Origin of the sequence: Glycocaulis sp. (assembly GCF_051859565.1) — a bacterium.
Lineage (GTDB): Bacteria > Pseudomonadota > Alphaproteobacteria > Caulobacterales > Maricaulaceae > Glycocaulis.
This window is the reverse complement of the sequence record NZ_JBHYFK010000007.1, coordinates 61,447-76,540: the sequence shown is the minus strand read 5'-3', so window position 1 is coordinate 76,540 and position 15,094 is coordinate 61,447. Positions and strand designations below refer to the sequence as shown.

Sequence of the window (15,094 nt, the reverse complement as noted above, 5' to 3'; positions counted from 1 at the left end):
CCTGAAAGGCTAGCGCATGCTGACGCGCTGCGGCTATCCCCCAAGGCGCACGCCAACGGAAACGGTACGCGGTTCGCCGGGGAAATAACGATAGCCGCCAAAGGCAAAGTCGGCGCGTTCGGCATAGCGTGTATTGGCGGCGTTGCGCAGCGAAGCGAAGAGCTCAACGCCCTCGCGTACCTGCATCGCGCCGCGCAGATTGACCAGATGGTGACCGGCATAGACCGCATCATTGGCCGCATCGGCGAAATACTCGCCCACATGCACCCATTCGGCTTCAAGGCGAAGCGCTTCCACGGGTTGCCAGCTTGCGCGCAGATTCCACAGCCATTCCGGGGCGGTGTCGACGCGGTTGCCGCGCTCGATCACCTCAAAGGCCTGACTGACCGGCCGGTCGAAATCATATTTGTGAATGGCCCAAATGAGCGCGCCGGAAAGCGTAAGCCGGTCTGTGACCGGCCACACGCCCTCAATCTCCACACCCTCATGGGTCGTGCGTCCGTCGGTGACGTTGATGCCGTCAGCGTCGCGGAAGAACACGTTGCGCTTGACCATGGTGAAGGCGGTCAGTTCCAGCGCCAGACCGTCGGGGCGCGACAGGCGCAGGCCCGCCTCCAGACTGTCGAGCACTTCCGGCTCGATATTGTCGATCTCCTGTCCGGGCTGCAGCCGGTAGAGCTCATCCGTCTGGGGCGCACGTACGCCGCGCGCGGCACGCGCAAACGCACGCCAATCGTCCGCAAAGCGCCACACAAGCCCTGCATGAGGTGCGAACGTGGTGAAGCTGTCAGAACGGTCCGGCAGACGCAGGAAGCGGCCTATCGCGCCATCATCGGTATTGTTCGTATAGTCAAAACGGGTTGTCTCCAGCCGCGCCCCGCCTTCGATTTCCAGCGATTCCGTGAGGGCGTGGCGCCCCATCGCGAACACCGCGCCGGTCAACGCCTCCACGTCATAATCGTAGTGAATGCCTTGCGGGAACGCGCCGAAGCTCGCCAACGTCTGGTCCTCGATCAGATAGCCGCGCGTCCATTCGCCATCCGCGCCGATGGTCAGGCTGCCTTGCGATGTCTGGCGCGTCAGGGCGGACTGCGCCCCAAAACTGTCATGGCCGGTTAATTCCAGAGCGCGCGAGGGCAGGAAATGCAGCCGGAAGTCCATGTCATTGCTGCGTGCGTACACTGCGCCAGACAGGCTCCAGCGTTCGGACAGGGTGTGGCCGGCGTGCAGGCTCGCCCGGTAGGCGCGCGCATCGCGGAAGGCCTCCGGGTTTGAATTGCGCCGCGACAGCGCTTCATCGCGATAGGCTTCAAACCCGTTCACGAAGGTGGCGGTTTCCTGCTCCAGGTGGATGGCGCTGGCGCGCAGGCTCCAACGGGTGGCGCCCTGCCCCCAGTCCAGGCGCGTCTGCAGGCCGGCGCGGAAGAGGGAGGCATCATCCCGCCACCCGTCCTCGGAACGCGCCGAGAGGCCGATAAAGCCATCTCCCAGGCGCGTTGAACCGCTGGCCGAGGCCGTGACGCGTATACGGCCATAGCTGCCCAGCTCCAGCTCGGCGCGGCGGCTGGAAAGGGCCGGATCAGGCGTGATGACATTGACCAGTCCGTGCAGCGCGTTCGAGCCATAGACCGCCCCGCCCGGCCCCCGGATGATCTCCACCCGGCCGGCCAGCTCGTCGACCGCCTCGAACAGGCCGTTGATATTGGCAAACGCAGGCGCGCGCAGGGAAATTCCGTCTTCCAGATACAGGAATGATCCCGCGCCCGCGCCAGCGCTCAGGACCGGAGAGCGGATGGCGGTCAGATGCTCTGCCCCGTTGCCGCGATGGACGTAGACGCCCGGCGCCCGGTTCAACAGCTCGGCGATGTGCTGGGCGCCGACAGTACGGATAGTCTGCGCATCCAGCACGGCCACCGGCACAGCGGAGCTGTCGCGCGCCTGGGCCGTGCGTGCTGCGCTGACGACGATCACCTCGTCCGGTACAGCAGAAATAGGCTGAGCCACCGCTATCGCGGACATGGCAAACAGCAAGGCTGGAGCAGCCATACAGGCGTGCATCGCGCTTGACGCAAGGCCTTGCCCGCCTAGGGTTACGGCGTTTCTTGCGGGGGTTGATGCCATGATGTTTTGCCGGTTCGTGCTGGTGAGTTTGCTGGGCGTGTGTGTAGGGCTTTCGGCGGCGAATGCCTATGAGCCCAAGCCTTTAACTGAGCTGATCGCTCAGAATGTCGAGTACGATCCTGCGATTCCCCTGCCAGAGGCTGTAACCGGCTTTGCCGTCGGCGAAATCATCTACACACCCGACATGATCGCGGCCTACATGCAGGCGGTTGCCGCCGCCTCCGACCGGGTAACGATTGACAGTGTCGGGCGTTCCCATTTCGGCCGCCGGATCATGCGCGTGACCATCACCGCGCCGGAAAACCATGCGCGGCTGGACGAGATCCGCGAGGCGCAGCACGCAATCTCCGCTGCCGGCAATACAAGCGCGATCCCGGCAGACCACCCGGTCGTGATCCAGTTCACTCATGGCGTGCATGGCTCAGAGCCGTCCAGCTATGACGCGATCATGCCGCTCCTGTATTTTCTGGCCGCCGGTCAGGGCGCGGAAGTGACTGATATGCTTGACCGTTCGGTCATCCACCTGATCGGTCCGATCAACCCGGATGGCACGGAGCGCTTCGCCAGCTGGACCAATATGCACCGCGCGCGGGTGCCGGTAGCAGACCCGCAGCACCGCGAGCACTTCAATGAATGGCCATGGGGACGGACGAACCATTACTGGTTTGACCTGAACCGCCAATGGCTGCCCGTCACCCAGCCCGAAGCGGTGGCGCTGGTGCGCGCGACGCGTGAATGGATGCCCAATATTGCGGCTGATTTTCACGAGATGGGGCAGAACACAACCTACTTCTTCTCTCCGGGGCCGCCAGACGGCCTGCACCCTTTGCTGTCAGCAGACGGGCTTGCACTTAACCAGCGCATGAACAGCTTTCTGACCGAACAGCTCGATGGTGAAGGCGCGCTCTATGTCAGCGAGGAGTTTTTCGACGATTTCTATCTCGGCTATGGCTCCAGCTATCCCGGCCTTGTCGGCTCGGTGCCATACCTGTTCGAGCAGAGCTCGGTGCGCGGCATCGTTCAGGAAACCGATTTTGGAACATTGCGTTACGATGAAAAGATAGGCCAGCAGGCCCGTGTCGGACTAGCGCTGGTCCGGGCCGGTCTGGCCAATCGGGAGCAGCTTTTGTCCTTCCAGCGCGATTTCTACCGCGAGAGCGCGCAGCTGGCGAACGCCGCACCCAATCTGGCCTATGTCTTCAGCTCCACCGATTCCGGAAGGCTGAATGATTTCATTGATATGCTGGACGTTCATGGCATCGAGATTCACCGGCTCAGACAGCGCACAAGGCTCGGCAATACAGATTTTGATCCCGCAAACAGTTATGTAGTCCTTGTGCGCCAGCGCGAGTTCCGCGTGGTCGAGGCCCTGTTCGAGACCCGCATCATCGATGACATGACCGAGTTCTACGATGTCTCCGGATGGACGCAGCCTCTGGCCTATGGCCTTGATTTTGCTGCGGTTCGCCCCGGCATCTTTGCACCAAACCTGGCCGACGAACGCGTCACGCCAGCTGACCGGGCCGTCCCGGCGCCCGCCCGCACCGATTATGCCTATGTCATTGACTGGACTAACTTTTATGCTCCGCGCGCGCTCAACCGCTTTCTGGATGCCGGCATCCGCGCCCGCATGGTGCCTGATGCCATCAGCGTAACCACGGCGGATGGAGAGGTCTCTGTCCCGCCCGGTTCGGTCGTCATTCAGGTGCGTCAGCAAGATGTCGATCCCGAAACTGTCCACGCCCTTGTCCAGAGGACAGCGGCGGACGGTGTGCGCGTCATCGCGGCGACCAGCGGCGCCACGCGTCAGGGCTCTGATCTGGGCGGCTTTGCCACCAGCAATGTGCGCCGTCCGGAAATATTGCTGCTGACGGGGCGCGGGCAGGATGTGGGCGCGACAGGCGAGATCTGGCACCTGTTCGACCACGAACTGAACATGCCGGTTTCCATGATTGATATCAGCGAGTTCGCCCGCGCCGACCTGTCGCGCTATACGCATATCATCCTGCCCAATGGCAGCTATGGCGGGTTGGGCGAAGCCGACGCCACACGGCTCGGCGAATGGACGCGTGCCGGCGGTGTGCTGATCGGTATTCAGGGCGGCGCCAGCTATGCGATCCGCAACGAGCTGACAAGCGCCAGCTGGGCCGAACGAAGCGGGGACAATGGCGCCGCCAATCCCCTAGCCTATGCCACCATATCACGCTGGGACACTGAGGAGCGCATCTCCGGCGCTATCTTCGGCACGGATGTGGATCTATCCCACCCGCTTCTCTACGGCCTCAGCTCAAACCGTCTGCCGGTGCAGCGCGAGAGCACGCAGGCCTTCGCGATCGGGACGAATCCCTTCGCGATTCCAGTGCGTTACAGCCGTAACGGGCTGCTGTCCGGCTATGCGTCAGAGGCAAATATCAATGCATTACAAGGACTTGGCGCCGTTTACGCGGAGCGGCGCGGGCGCGGGGCGGTGATCCTGTTTGCCGACAATCCCTATTACCGCGCCTATTTCCGCGGCTCCGCACGTGTACTGACAAATGCCGTCTTCTTCGGGGATACATTCCGCAATCCCTGGCGGACCGCGCAATAGGTCAGGGACGAAAAGACAAGCGCTGTCACGCCTTGGCGTGGCGGCGCTTCAATTCTTCGGCGACATCAATGAGGGATAGTCCGCGCGCTTTCAGGAGGACAATGAGGTGGAAAATCAGGTCCGCCGCCTCAGCCGTCAGGGCGGAGTTATCCTCTGAAACGCCAGCCAATGCCGTCTCGACGCCCTCTTCTCCAACTTTTTGCGCTACCTTGTTGATTCCCTTGGCCAATAGCCGGGCGGTATAGCTTTCCTCCGGCGAACTATCCGCCCTTCTATCCACGATCGCGGATAGTTCGCTCAAGAAAGCCAGCGCCGGGCCGGGATAATCGCCAAAGCAGGAGCGCGTGCCCAGGTGACAGGTCGGCCCTTCGGGCAAAGCCTGCACCAGTATCGCATCACGGTCACAATCAACGGCCAGGCCAGCCAGGCGCAGCACATCGCCAGAGGTTTCGCCCTTCGTCCAGAGCCGGTTTTTCGAGCGCGACCAGAAGGTTACGAGCCCCTTCTCCTGCGTTGCGGCAAGCGCCTCGGCGTTCATATAGCCCAGCATCAGCACCTCGCCGGTAGCCGCGTGCTGGACGATGGCAGGCACCAGCCCACCGCCCTTTTCAAAGTCGACTTGCTCCGCAGAAAGCGGGGAGAGTTCATCGCTCATGGGCGCACCTCGATGCCGGATTGTGCGAGATAGATCTTCAGATCGGGGATGGAAATGACGCCCTTGTGGAAGACGCTAGCCGCTAACGCCCCGTCAACATTGGCTTTTTTGAACACATCGGCAAAATGGTCCATCGCGCCCGCCCCGCCCGAGGCGATCAGGGGTACCGAGCACACCTCACGGGCGGCGATTAGCTGTTCAATATCATAGCCTTGGCGCACGCCGTCCTGATCCATGCAGTTCAGCACGATCTCGCCTGCGCCGCGCTCTATCACCTCTTTTATCCATGACAGCGTATCGCGTTCGCTGGTCAGGGTCCGGTCCGGATCGCCTGTATATTGGTGGAGCCGGTTTATCCCCCCAATTTTGCGGCTATCCATGCCGACAACCACACACTGGCTGCCAAATTCTTCCGCCAGCGCATTGATCAGATTGGGGTTTTCAAGGGCCGGGGTGTTGATGGATATTTTGTCTGCTCCCGCATGCAGGCGCGCACGGGCCGCCGCTACTGACCGGATGCCACCGGCCACGCAAAACGGTATGTCGATCACCTGCGCCACACGGCCCACCCAGAGGGGCTCCACCTCCCGGCCTTGAGGGCTGGCAGAGATGTCATAGAAGACCAGCTCGTCAGCCCCCTGCTCGGCGTAAAGCCTTGCCAGATCTACAATATCGCCGACCACCTCATGGTCTTTGAAGCGCACGCCCTTGACCACCTTGCCATCGCGCACATCGAGGCAGGGAATGATGCGCCGGGCTAGCATGCCAGCGCCTCTTCCAGCGTGAAGCGGCCCTCAAAGAGCGCGCGGCCGATGATTACTCCGCCCATTTTCAGGGCCTTGGCCTGCCGGATGTCGTCCAGCGTAGCGACACCGCCAGAGGCCTGCCAGGCGATCTCCGGCCGGGAGGCCACAAGGCTCTGATAAAGCGGGATATTGATGCCCTCCAGCATGCCGTCCCGCCCGGTGTCTGTCGCCAACGCGTGGCGCAGGCCGTGGCGTTGATAGGCCTGCAAAAGCTCCCCCAGCGTTATCCCCGCTTCCTCGGTCCAGCCCTTGACCACCGGGATGGGCGTATCCCCCTTCATGCGCACATCGAAAGCGGCGGCAATAGCCTGCGCCCCGTAGCGGACAAGCCAGCCGGAAACCTTTCCCGGATCGGTGACGGCCAGCGAGCCGATCACCACCCGCGAAGCACCGGAATCCAGCAATGATTCAATGTCTTCGCCGGTGCGTACCCCGCCGCCGGTCTGCACCTTGATGCCGGTCGCGGCGACGCTTTCGACGAGGGATAATTGGCGCCTCTTGCCATCGCGCGCGCCCGAAAGATCCACCAGGTGCAGCCATTCTGCCCCCGCTTCGAGATAGCTGCGAGCCACCGCGGCAGGGTCATCCCCATAGTCGGTGACGGCGGCGAAATCCCCCTTTGCAAGGCGCACTACCCGCCCCTCGAGGACATCTATGGCTGGATAAAGTATCACGGCTTAGCCCTTGATAAAGTTCGATAATATACGCGCGCCGACAGTGCCGGAACGTTCGGGGTGGAACTGGCAGCCGGCAATGTGTCCATGGCGGACCATCGCACTTATCCGCGTTCCGTAAGCCGTCGTGGCGAGGGTCGATGCGCCTTCGGGCACGTAAAATCCGTGGACAAAATAGACATGCGCCCCCTCCTCTATCCCGTTCAGAAGCGGGTCTGAACCGGGCGGGAAAGAGAGGGTATTCCAGCCCATGTGCGGCCATGGACCCGCATCAGATGGGGCCAGGCGCTCCACCCGGCCGGGGATAAGCCCCAGCAGGGAAACGGGGGTGCCAGCGCCGCTATCCTCGTCACTTTCCCCGAACAGAAGCTGCATACCCAGGCACACGCCCAGCAGCGGACGGGTGTCGGATCGCAGGGCATCGGCCCAGCCGGAGCGCTCCAGCGCGCGCATTGCGGGGCCAGCCGCGCCCACACCCGGCAGGATAAGTTTCTCCGCGCCAGCCGCCTCTCCCGGTGTCGCCGCGAGGACAGGCTCCACGCTCAGCCGGTTCAAGGCATAGCGCACAGACGCGATATTCGCCGTCGAGGTATCGATAAGGGCGAGGGTCATTGTATTATTCCAACTACCCCACCCTCGTCATTCCGGGCGAGCCCGGACTTGATCCGGGGGAGACCCGGAACCCAGTCTTTACAAAAAGATGGCTGGGTTCCGGATAACGCCTGACGGCGTTTCCGGAATGACGAAGCTTGGGTATTTCTCCGCAGTGTTTTCCCGGCAAACGCCGGTGAAACGCAGGATAGAAAAGCGGTGGACCCCATCACAATACCCCCTTCGTGGAAGGGATAGAGGCGCCCTCAATCCGGATGGCCTGGCGCAGCGCGCGGCCAAACGCCTTGTAACAGGCCTCGATCATGTGGTGGGGGTTATCCCCGCTCACCTCGACATGGATGGCCGCTTTCAGCGTCTCCGAGATGGAGCGGAAAGCATGGGCGCACATATCCACCGGGTAATCCCCCACCCGCTCGCCGGGGATCTCGCCGTCGAAACGCAGGTAAGGACGGCCCGACAGATCGATCCACACGCCTGCGCGCGTCTCGTCCATGGGCAGGGCAAAGCCAAAGCGCGCGATGCCGGCCTTGTCGCCGAGCGCCAGCCGGATCGCCTCGCCCAGCGCCAGGCACACATCCTCGATCGTGTGGTGGGTATCGACCTCGATATCGCCCTCGCACACCACATCGAGGCGGAAGCCGCCATGGCGGGAGACCTGCTCCAGCATGTGATCAAAGAAGTGGACGCCGGTTTCAAACCGCCCGCCCTCACCATCCAGATCGATGAAAAGCGCGATGTCGGTCTCTTTCGTGGTGCGCCTGATGGAGGCCGTGCGCGGGGCTTTGAGACCGCCCAGATAGGCGGCCAGAGCCTTGGCTTCAGCAAGGGTCAGCACCCAGGCGGTGAAGCCCTCGCCCGTCTCCTCCAGCTTCAGCCCCAAAGCGGCGAGGCGCTGCGCCAGAGCGCCCTTATCGGGGCTGGAAAGGGTGAGTTTATCCCCCTCTCTATCCACCTGCGCGCCGGTCAGCTCACCCATTCGCGCAGCACATGACAGCATCAGCGAAACATACTGATCCCATTCAGCTTTCGCCGATGCAATGGCGGCCGGCGTAAGGCGCGGTACTATGTCAGGGGCCAGATAAGGGTATGGCAGGGCCGATTTATCGGTGAGTTTCGCCGCCAGCGCCGGATTTCGCGTATCTATCACCACGCAATCGCTGATCTCGCGGCCCAGCCGGTAGAGCGTAACCCCTTCTTTTGACGGGCTTTCCAGCGCCGCGAGGCCTTCAGCCAGACGGCTGGCATCGAAGGATGTCTCCACACCTTCGAGCGCTTGCTGCGCCGCCTCGGCGTTCGCAGCGAGGACGAGCGCTTCAGGGTCGCACCCCAGAATATCCGACAGCCGGGCGAGCAGCGCCTTGCGGGATAGTTCTGCCCTTATCCCCGCCCCTCGGGAGAGGTCTATAATGGCGCTCATGTCAGATCATCTCCTCTTGCGCCTTTTCCCGGCGCACGGCCATGGCGAGCCGGTGCGCATCGAGCCCTTCAAGGGCGGCGAGCCGCTCGACCGTGGGCGCGATGGCGGCTGCGCCTCTGGCCTCGAAACGCAGAACGCTGGTCGTCTTCTGGAACATCTCGACGCTGACCCCGCCATAGGCGCGCGCCGCACCGGCGGTGGGCAAAGAATGGTTGGGGCCCGCGGCGTAGTCGCCAGCGGCCTCCGGCGTCCAGGGACCGAGGAAGATGGACCCGGCATGGCGGATCTCACCGCAGAGCGCTTCCGGATCGGCTGTCTGGATGATGAGGTGCTCGCCCGCATAGGCATTCGCCGCAGCCACCGCTTCCGCTTCGTTCCTTACGAGGAATGCCTTGGACGCGGAAAGCGCCGCAAGCGCGATGTCACGCCTGGGAAGTCCCTCAAGGCGGGCTTTGAGAGCGCTTTCCACCAGGTCGATGAACCCTTCGGAGAAAGCGATGAGCAGAACTTGAGCGAGGCGGTCATGCTCTGCCTGGGCGAGCAGATCGAGGGCGACAAAGTCCGGGTCCGCGCTGTCATCGGCGATGATGATGACCTCGGAAGGGCCAGCGGGCAGGTCCGCCGCCGCGCCGCCGGGCGTCTGCGCGAGCAGCGCCTTGGCCGCCGCGACATAGGCATTGCCGGGCCCGAAAATGCGGTCGGCGCTGGGCAGGCCCGCAACGCCAAGCCCGAGCGCGGCTATGCCGTGCGCGCCCCCAAGCGCATACACCTCATCAAGGCCAAGGAGATTCGCCGCGCCCAGAATGGTGCGGTCCGGCCCAGCGGCGTCCACGGGCGGGGTGAGGATTGCGATGCGGCTGACCCCTGCGATTTGCGCCGGGATGGCGAGCATGAGCAGCGTTGAAACCAAAGGCGCGGTGCCTGCAGGCACGTAAAGCCCGGCCACCTCCAGCGGCATGACGCGCCGCTCGGCCACGCCTCCGGGCCAGGTTTCGAGGCAATAGGATTTATATCCTTGGCAGTCGTGATAACGGCGCACGGCATCGGCGGCAGCGAGGATGGCTTTTGCGTCCTCCGGGTCCAGCGCGTCCGCCGCGGCTTTGAGATCGCTCGCCGGCACGCGGAAGTCTTCGGGCGCATGGCCGTCCAGCTTCCGCGCGTAGCGGCGCACGGCGGCTTCACCCTCGGCGCGCACCTCGGAGAGGATTTTCGCGGCCACCGCAAACGCATCCGAGCTATCGCTCGGCCGGGCCATCTGGGCCGAGCGTTCCTCAGGCGACAGCTCCGCCCAGACATATCGGTTGAGAAGGGTCATCAGGCCATCATCTTTTCGATTGGCAGGACGAGGATGGAGCGCCCGCCCGCGGCCTTGATCTGTTCCAGCGTCGACCAGAACACTTCCTCCGTACACACCGCATGGCGACCACATCATCACGGCCCACCACGGGCGCGACGGTTGGCGCATCGGCGCCGGGCAGCACGGCGCGTATCTCGTCCAGCCGGTCTTTGGGGGCATTCAGCAGGATGTATTTGGTCTGGCGCGAGGCGATCACGCCCTTGAAGCGCTCCACCAGCAGGTCCAGCGTCGCCGCCGCGCCATTGAGCGCTTCCGGGTTGGCGATTAGCACCGCCTCGCTCTCCAGCACGGTCTCGAACGCGGCAAGGCCATTGGCCTCCAGCGTCGCCCCGGTGGAGACCAGATCGCAGATCGCGTCGGCGATTTTCATGCGCGGCGCAACCTCCACCGAGCCGCCCATCTCCACGATCTCTGACCTGATGCCGCGCTCCGCCAGGAATTTCGCCGTCAGGGCGGGATAGGAGGTGGCGATGGCGCGGCCCTCAAGATCTGCCACCGACTGGACCGGCCCCTCCAGAGGCGCGGCGAGTTTGAGCGTGCATTTGGCAAAGCCCAGCCGCTGGACGATTTGCAAGCCCGCCACTCTGGCTGAACGCGCCGCCGCCTCGGCCAGCACGTTCTCGCCGACAATGCCGCACCCGCACGCGCCGGAAGCGACGAAGCTCGGAATATCATCATCACGGATCAGCATCAGATCGAGCGGCACATTCTCCGCCCGGCGCATCAGCGCATCGCGCGCATAGGCGAGCTTGACGCCCGACTGCTTTAAAAGGTCGAACCCTCCTTCAGCGAGCCGGCCGCTTTTCTGTACGGCCAGGGTGAGGCGTCCGGCGCTCATCGGGTCTTTTCCTTCATGCGGTCGAGGATCAGGCGGTAGCCCTGGTGCGGCTCCTGCGCGAGAAAGCGCGCCACGCGCGTGACCGTGGTGGTGGAGACGCCGGTCTCGGCGCTGATCTCCCGGTAGGAGCGCCCCGCCTCCAGCAATTGCGCCACCCGCCAGCGCTCGGCCAGCGCATCGCGCTCGCCGGGCGTGGTGAGGTCGGTGAGAAAGCGCGCCATCTCGCCTGCATCCTTCGCGGCCAGCAGCGCCTCGCACAGTGCGTTGAAATCACGTTCCTTTGTCGTCCTGTCGAGGCGCATTACCGCCCTCCCTTTCATTCTTCTGTCCGCCTGCTGCGCCGCCGGGTGACACAGGGCCGGATACCGCAAGGCCGGATGCGCTGGCCCGGACGTCACTGGTACGGACCTCAGAGAGCTGGCCCGCACAGAAACCGATGCCACTAGCCCGGACACCCCATCCGGCCCTGGCCCGCCGAACCATACACCGTTGTGACACCCCTATATCGTATTAGCGCGATAATACAATGGGTCGAGAGCAGTGGGCGTGAAATGAGGGATACGGGGGTGTGGGGGTGTGGGGGTGTGGGGCGTGGGGTGGAAAGTGCCGGGGTGGAGGTAAAGGTGGTGGCAAGAAGCGCCGGAGACGCCGGGAAGCGCCCAGGCAGCAGCAAAAACTCCGCCTCTGCAAAGGCATATCCATTCTGCCACTGGCCCATCCGCCGCCCCCCGCCCCGCCTGTGCCCGTGAAAACGGGGAACGGGGGACCCATGGAATAGTGCAGGGGCTGGACGCTGGACCCCTGTGTATTCCGATTGTCCGTCTGGGGACGTACAGGCGCCCGCTGGCTAGCCTCCGCCTGTCCCCATGAGGGGTGGCATGCATTGCAAGCGTCACAATATGCTCGACAAGCTGGGTCCCCGCTCGGGGGCGGGGACCCCGGTGGAGAGATTCGAGATACAAAAATGGCTGCGCCGCATTAAGCAAGAAGCCCTACACACCGGGGTCCCCCGCCCCGCCTGTCCCCGTGAAAACGGGGAACGCGAGCTCCATGGAATAGCGCAGGGGCTGGACGCTGGACCCCGGCTCTGCGGCCGGGGACCCGGTGAGTTGAGCTCGCGAGACGTGAGAGCATGGCGCACGGCCATGACCGGGGGAGCTGGCGCAGCACAGAAACCCAGCCGGGTGCCGCTGCGCTCCGCCCCTTCCGCACGCACCGCCCTGCCATAACTCCCCACCAGTTCCCGGCGCGCGGCTCCACCCGCGCGTTCCCCCTTACCGGCAGACCTCCATCCCATGGCCCGCCAACTCAGCACAATGTGTTAATACGTTGGCACGCACTGTTTGGCCAATCGACGTGGAGCGAGGCGGATCAGCGACTGCGCGTGGTGGCTGCGGGGTGAAGGTAGAGCTCAGTGGGTGGAGTGGATCGCCGGTCCGCGTGCTTGCTGCGCTTTGCACCAGACTGTCCGAAGCCTTCCCTTCGTCATTCCAGAAAGCGCGTTAGCGCTTATCTGGAACCCAGAGGCCCGCGTGATGCTCCTCCCCCGCCCCTTCCGCACGCAGCTCCCTGCCCTGAATTATTCACTCAGTGTAGCGTGTTAATACATTGGCACGTCCTCATGGAGGGCAGGGCGGGGGCGGAGACGGTGGGCGGCGCCGCAGGCGTCAGTGCGATGCGCCAGACTGTCCGAGCCCTTCCCTTCGTCATTCCAGAGAACGCGTTAGCGCTTATCTGCAACCCAGTCATTCATAAAAATCTGGGTTCCGGGTCTCGCTACGCTCGCCCGGAATGACGAGGACTAAGGAAACGGGCATCTACATCGTCATTCCGGCCGCAGCGAAGCTGCAGAGCCGGAACCCAGAGCATCAGGCATCTTCCGCTGGACCTGCCCCTGCCCCCCTCCCCCGGCCCGGCTCTTGCTTGCTCCTTCCCCATAGCCCGCAAGGGCAGGATGAGGATGTGCCGTGATGAAACAGGTTCTGGCCGCTCTGGCATTGGCAATCGCTGCCGGCATGCCCGCATGGGCGCAAAATGCCGGCGAGATCGCGCGCGTGCAGGCAGGCGCGTCGTGTACGGGGTGCAATCTGTTCCAGGCCGACCTTGCCTATCGCAACCTGCCGGGCATCGATCTTTCCGGCTCGCGCCTGCGCCAGGCCGACCTCTCGCTCTCCACGATGAACAATGCACGGCTGGCCCAGTGCGATCTTTCCATCGCCAATCTGTTTGGCGGCCGGTTTACCGGGGTCAGCTTTGCCGGAGCCAATCTGGAGCGGGCCACTCTGGTCGGCGGGTATTTTGGCGGCGCGGATTTTTCCGGCGCCAACCTTGCCGGCGCGAATATTTCCGGCGCGGAAATGCAGGGCGCGCGCGGCTTGACGCAGAGCCAGCTCAACGCCGCCTGCGGCGATAGCTCCACCCGCCTGCCTGCGGGCCTTCGCGTTCCGTCTTGTACGCCAGGCCGCTAGACTTTTCCCATTACTGCAATTTAAGTCGCTCTTGCCTGCGCCGGGGAGTAGGGAAAAGGGCATGAAGCTGCGCCATGTTGTCTTTGCTGCGCTTTTTCCGCTGACAGCGTTAACGCCGTCAGCGCTGGCCGCGTCCGCTTTTGGCGATGCAAACGATGCGGGGCAGACTATCAGGGCCCAGCGCGACAGCGACCCGCAGCGCCGCCTGGTGATTGGCGGGGAATGCGCATCATGCGATTTCAGCGGCTCCAACCTGGCCGGCGCCCATCTCTATCGCGGCGACTTTGCCAATGCCGATTTTTCCGGCGCCCAGCTGCTCGGCGCGCGCTTTGCCAATATGCGCCTTGATGGCGCGAACTTCGCCGATGCCTCCATGCGCGAGGTGCGCCTGTCGAACGTGACGATGAGCGGCGTGATCCTGACGGACGCCAACATGACCGACATGCGCGCCCATCAGGTGATGATGCAGGGCGCTGATGCGCGCAATGTCCGCATGAACGGGGCCAGCCTTGTTCAGGTCAGCCTGCAGGGCTCCAGCCTGCGCGATGCTGATTTCAGCGCGGCCACGATACGCTCTGGCGACATGCGCGCCGCCGACCTCAGCGATGCGCGCCTGGCCAATGTGGTCATGCAGCATATCATCATGCACCACGCCAATCTTCGCGATGCCGCGATGGAGGGCGCGTTTCTTGATCATGTGGATCTGACCGGCGCGAACCTGACAGGCGCCAACCTGACCGGCGCCCGCTTCCGCGCGGTGAATCTGACCGGCGTGGACTTGAGCCGGGTTCAAGGCCTGACACAGCAATTGCTGGAGCAGGCCTGCGGCGATGGCTCCACCCGCCTGCCCGATGCCTTGGGCGTTGCGCTTTCGGCTTGCGAGGCGGCGGTGGCCGGGACCGGCCCTGTGGATGAGCGCGCCTTCATCGCCGAGGCCGAGGCGCGCCGCCTGGCGCAACTGGAAGCCGCCCAGGAAGCCTTCGCCAGCGCGCTGGCCAGCGTGCAGTCGCGCGCCATGGCCTCTGGCGGGCTGGAGCGCGAGGCGATGGAAAGTGCCCGCGAAGCCTTGCGCGAAGCGGCCCGTGCGCAGGCCGAACTCGCCCGGGCACGGGCCCATACGGGCTGGCAGTTTGAAATGCGCCGCTCTGAAGTGGGCGAGCCCATGCAGTTCTGGCTGGACGACGCGCAGCGGCCGTCCGCACCGCCAATACCGCCCTCGCCCCCTGCCCGTGCGGAGCGGTCCGACCGGCGGTAGGGTGCTCTTTTTTAGTTTCCGCAACGCATCCGCGTTGCGATGTTCCGCGAAAGGTCGCGGGCGCGCGTTCGCGCTTTTAGGCGCTATGCGCCACACTCTCACAGCTCCCAACCTTCGTCATTCCAGAAGCGGCGCAGCCGCTATCTGGAACCCAGTTTTTGATTTTAAAGAGCTGGGTTCCGGGTCTCGCCTGCGGCTCGCCCGGAATGACGAAAAGAGAGGGAGTTTTCTCCTACATCGTCATTCCGGCCGCAGCGAAGCTGCAGAGCCGGAACCCAGAAAACTGTTTCTTTCGCGCGATCAG

11 protein-coding genes and 1 pseudogene are annotated in these 15,094 nt (G+C 63.9%); 3 read left to right on the top strand and 9 right to left on the bottom strand.

The features are described 5' to 3' along the window. Nucleotides 1-33 precede the first annotated feature (33 nt). Complete coding sequence (locus ACTIGC_RS11115) at nucleotides 34-2,046, bottom strand: TonB-dependent receptor (protein ID WP_439634468.1); 2,013 nt, start codon at nucleotides 2,044-2,046, stop codon at nucleotides 34-36. Nucleotides 2,047-2,119: 73 nt separating this feature from the next. On the opposite strand from ACTIGC_RS11115, the gene ACTIGC_RS11110 reads away from it, so the two are divergent. Next, nucleotides 2,120-4,708, top strand: coding sequence for a M14 family zinc carboxypeptidase (locus ACTIGC_RS11110; RefSeq protein WP_439634467.1), 2,589 nt, complete (start codon nucleotides 2,120-2,122; stop codon nucleotides 4,706-4,708). A gap of 25 nt (nucleotides 4,709-4,733) precedes the next feature. Here ACTIGC_RS11110 and hisIE read toward each other — a convergent pair whose 3' ends face one another. The 8 genes and pseudogenes from hisIE to ACTIGC_RS11070 form a co-directional block, all read right to left on the bottom strand. Continuing rightward, complete coding sequence (gene hisIE, locus ACTIGC_RS11105) at nucleotides 4,734-5,363, bottom strand: bifunctional phosphoribosyl-AMP cyclohydrolase/phosphoribosyl-ATP diphosphatase HisIE (protein ID WP_439634466.1); 630 nt, start codon at nucleotides 5,361-5,363, stop codon at nucleotides 4,734-4,736. Continuing rightward, nucleotides 5,360-6,127 carry an imidazole glycerol phosphate synthase subunit HisF gene (gene hisF / locus ACTIGC_RS11100; protein ID WP_439634465.1) on the bottom strand — a complete coding sequence of 256 codons (768 nt, stop codon included), beginning with the start codon at nucleotides 6,125-6,127 and terminating at the stop codon, nucleotides 5,360-5,362. Before hisF ends, hisIE begins: the two co-directional genes overlap by 4 nt. After that, complete coding sequence (locus ACTIGC_RS11095) at nucleotides 6,121-6,843, bottom strand: HisA/HisF-related TIM barrel protein (RefSeq protein WP_439634464.1); 723 nt, start codon at nucleotides 6,841-6,843, stop codon at nucleotides 6,121-6,123. The genes hisF and ACTIGC_RS11095 overlap by 7 nt, the downstream gene beginning before the upstream one ends. A gap of 3 nt (nucleotides 6,844-6,846) precedes the next feature. Further along, nucleotides 6,847-7,455 (bottom strand): imidazole glycerol phosphate synthase subunit HisH, encoded by a 609-nt coding sequence (hisH, locus tag ACTIGC_RS11090; RefSeq protein WP_439634463.1) that lies wholly within the window; start codon nucleotides 7,453-7,455, stop codon nucleotides 6,847-6,849. Nucleotides 7,456-7,663: 208 nt separating this feature from the next. Next, entirely contained in the window at nucleotides 7,664-8,872 is a 1,209-nt protein-coding gene (gene hisB / locus ACTIGC_RS11085) for an imidazoleglycerol-phosphate dehydratase HisB (protein ID WP_439634462.1), read from the bottom strand. A 1-nt stretch (nucleotide 8,873) separates the two neighbouring features. Further along, entirely contained in the window at nucleotides 8,874-10,187 is a 1,314-nt protein-coding gene (gene hisD, locus ACTIGC_RS11080) for a histidinol dehydrogenase (RefSeq protein WP_439634461.1), read from the bottom strand. Next, a pseudogene (hisG, locus tag ACTIGC_RS11075) lies at nucleotides 10,187-11,067 on the bottom strand (ATP phosphoribosyltransferase). The gene hisD and the pseudogene hisG overlap by 1 nt, the downstream one beginning before the upstream one ends. Further along, nucleotides 11,064-11,369 carry a YerC/YecD family TrpR-related protein gene (locus tag ACTIGC_RS11070; RefSeq protein WP_439634460.1) on the bottom strand — a complete coding sequence of 102 codons (306 nt, stop codon included), beginning with the start codon at nucleotides 11,367-11,369 and terminating at the stop codon, nucleotides 11,064-11,066. The pseudogene hisG and the gene ACTIGC_RS11070 overlap by 4 nt, the downstream one beginning before the upstream one ends. Before the next feature lie 1,668 nt (nucleotides 11,370-13,037). On the opposite strand from ACTIGC_RS11070, the gene ACTIGC_RS11065 reads away from it, so the two are divergent. Beyond that, nucleotides 13,038-13,535: a pentapeptide repeat-containing protein gene (locus tag ACTIGC_RS11065; protein ID WP_439634459.1), complete on the top strand. Its 498-nt coding sequence runs from the start codon at nucleotides 13,038-13,040 to the stop codon at nucleotides 13,533-13,535. A gap of 61 nt (nucleotides 13,536-13,596) precedes the next feature. Then, the gene (locus ACTIGC_RS11060) at nucleotides 13,597-14,790 is read left to right on the top strand and encodes a pentapeptide repeat-containing protein (RefSeq protein WP_439634458.1); all 1,194 of its coding nucleotides are present in this window, start codon (nucleotides 13,597-13,599) and stop codon (nucleotides 14,788-14,790) included. Nucleotides 14,791-15,094: the final 304 nt, after the last annotated feature.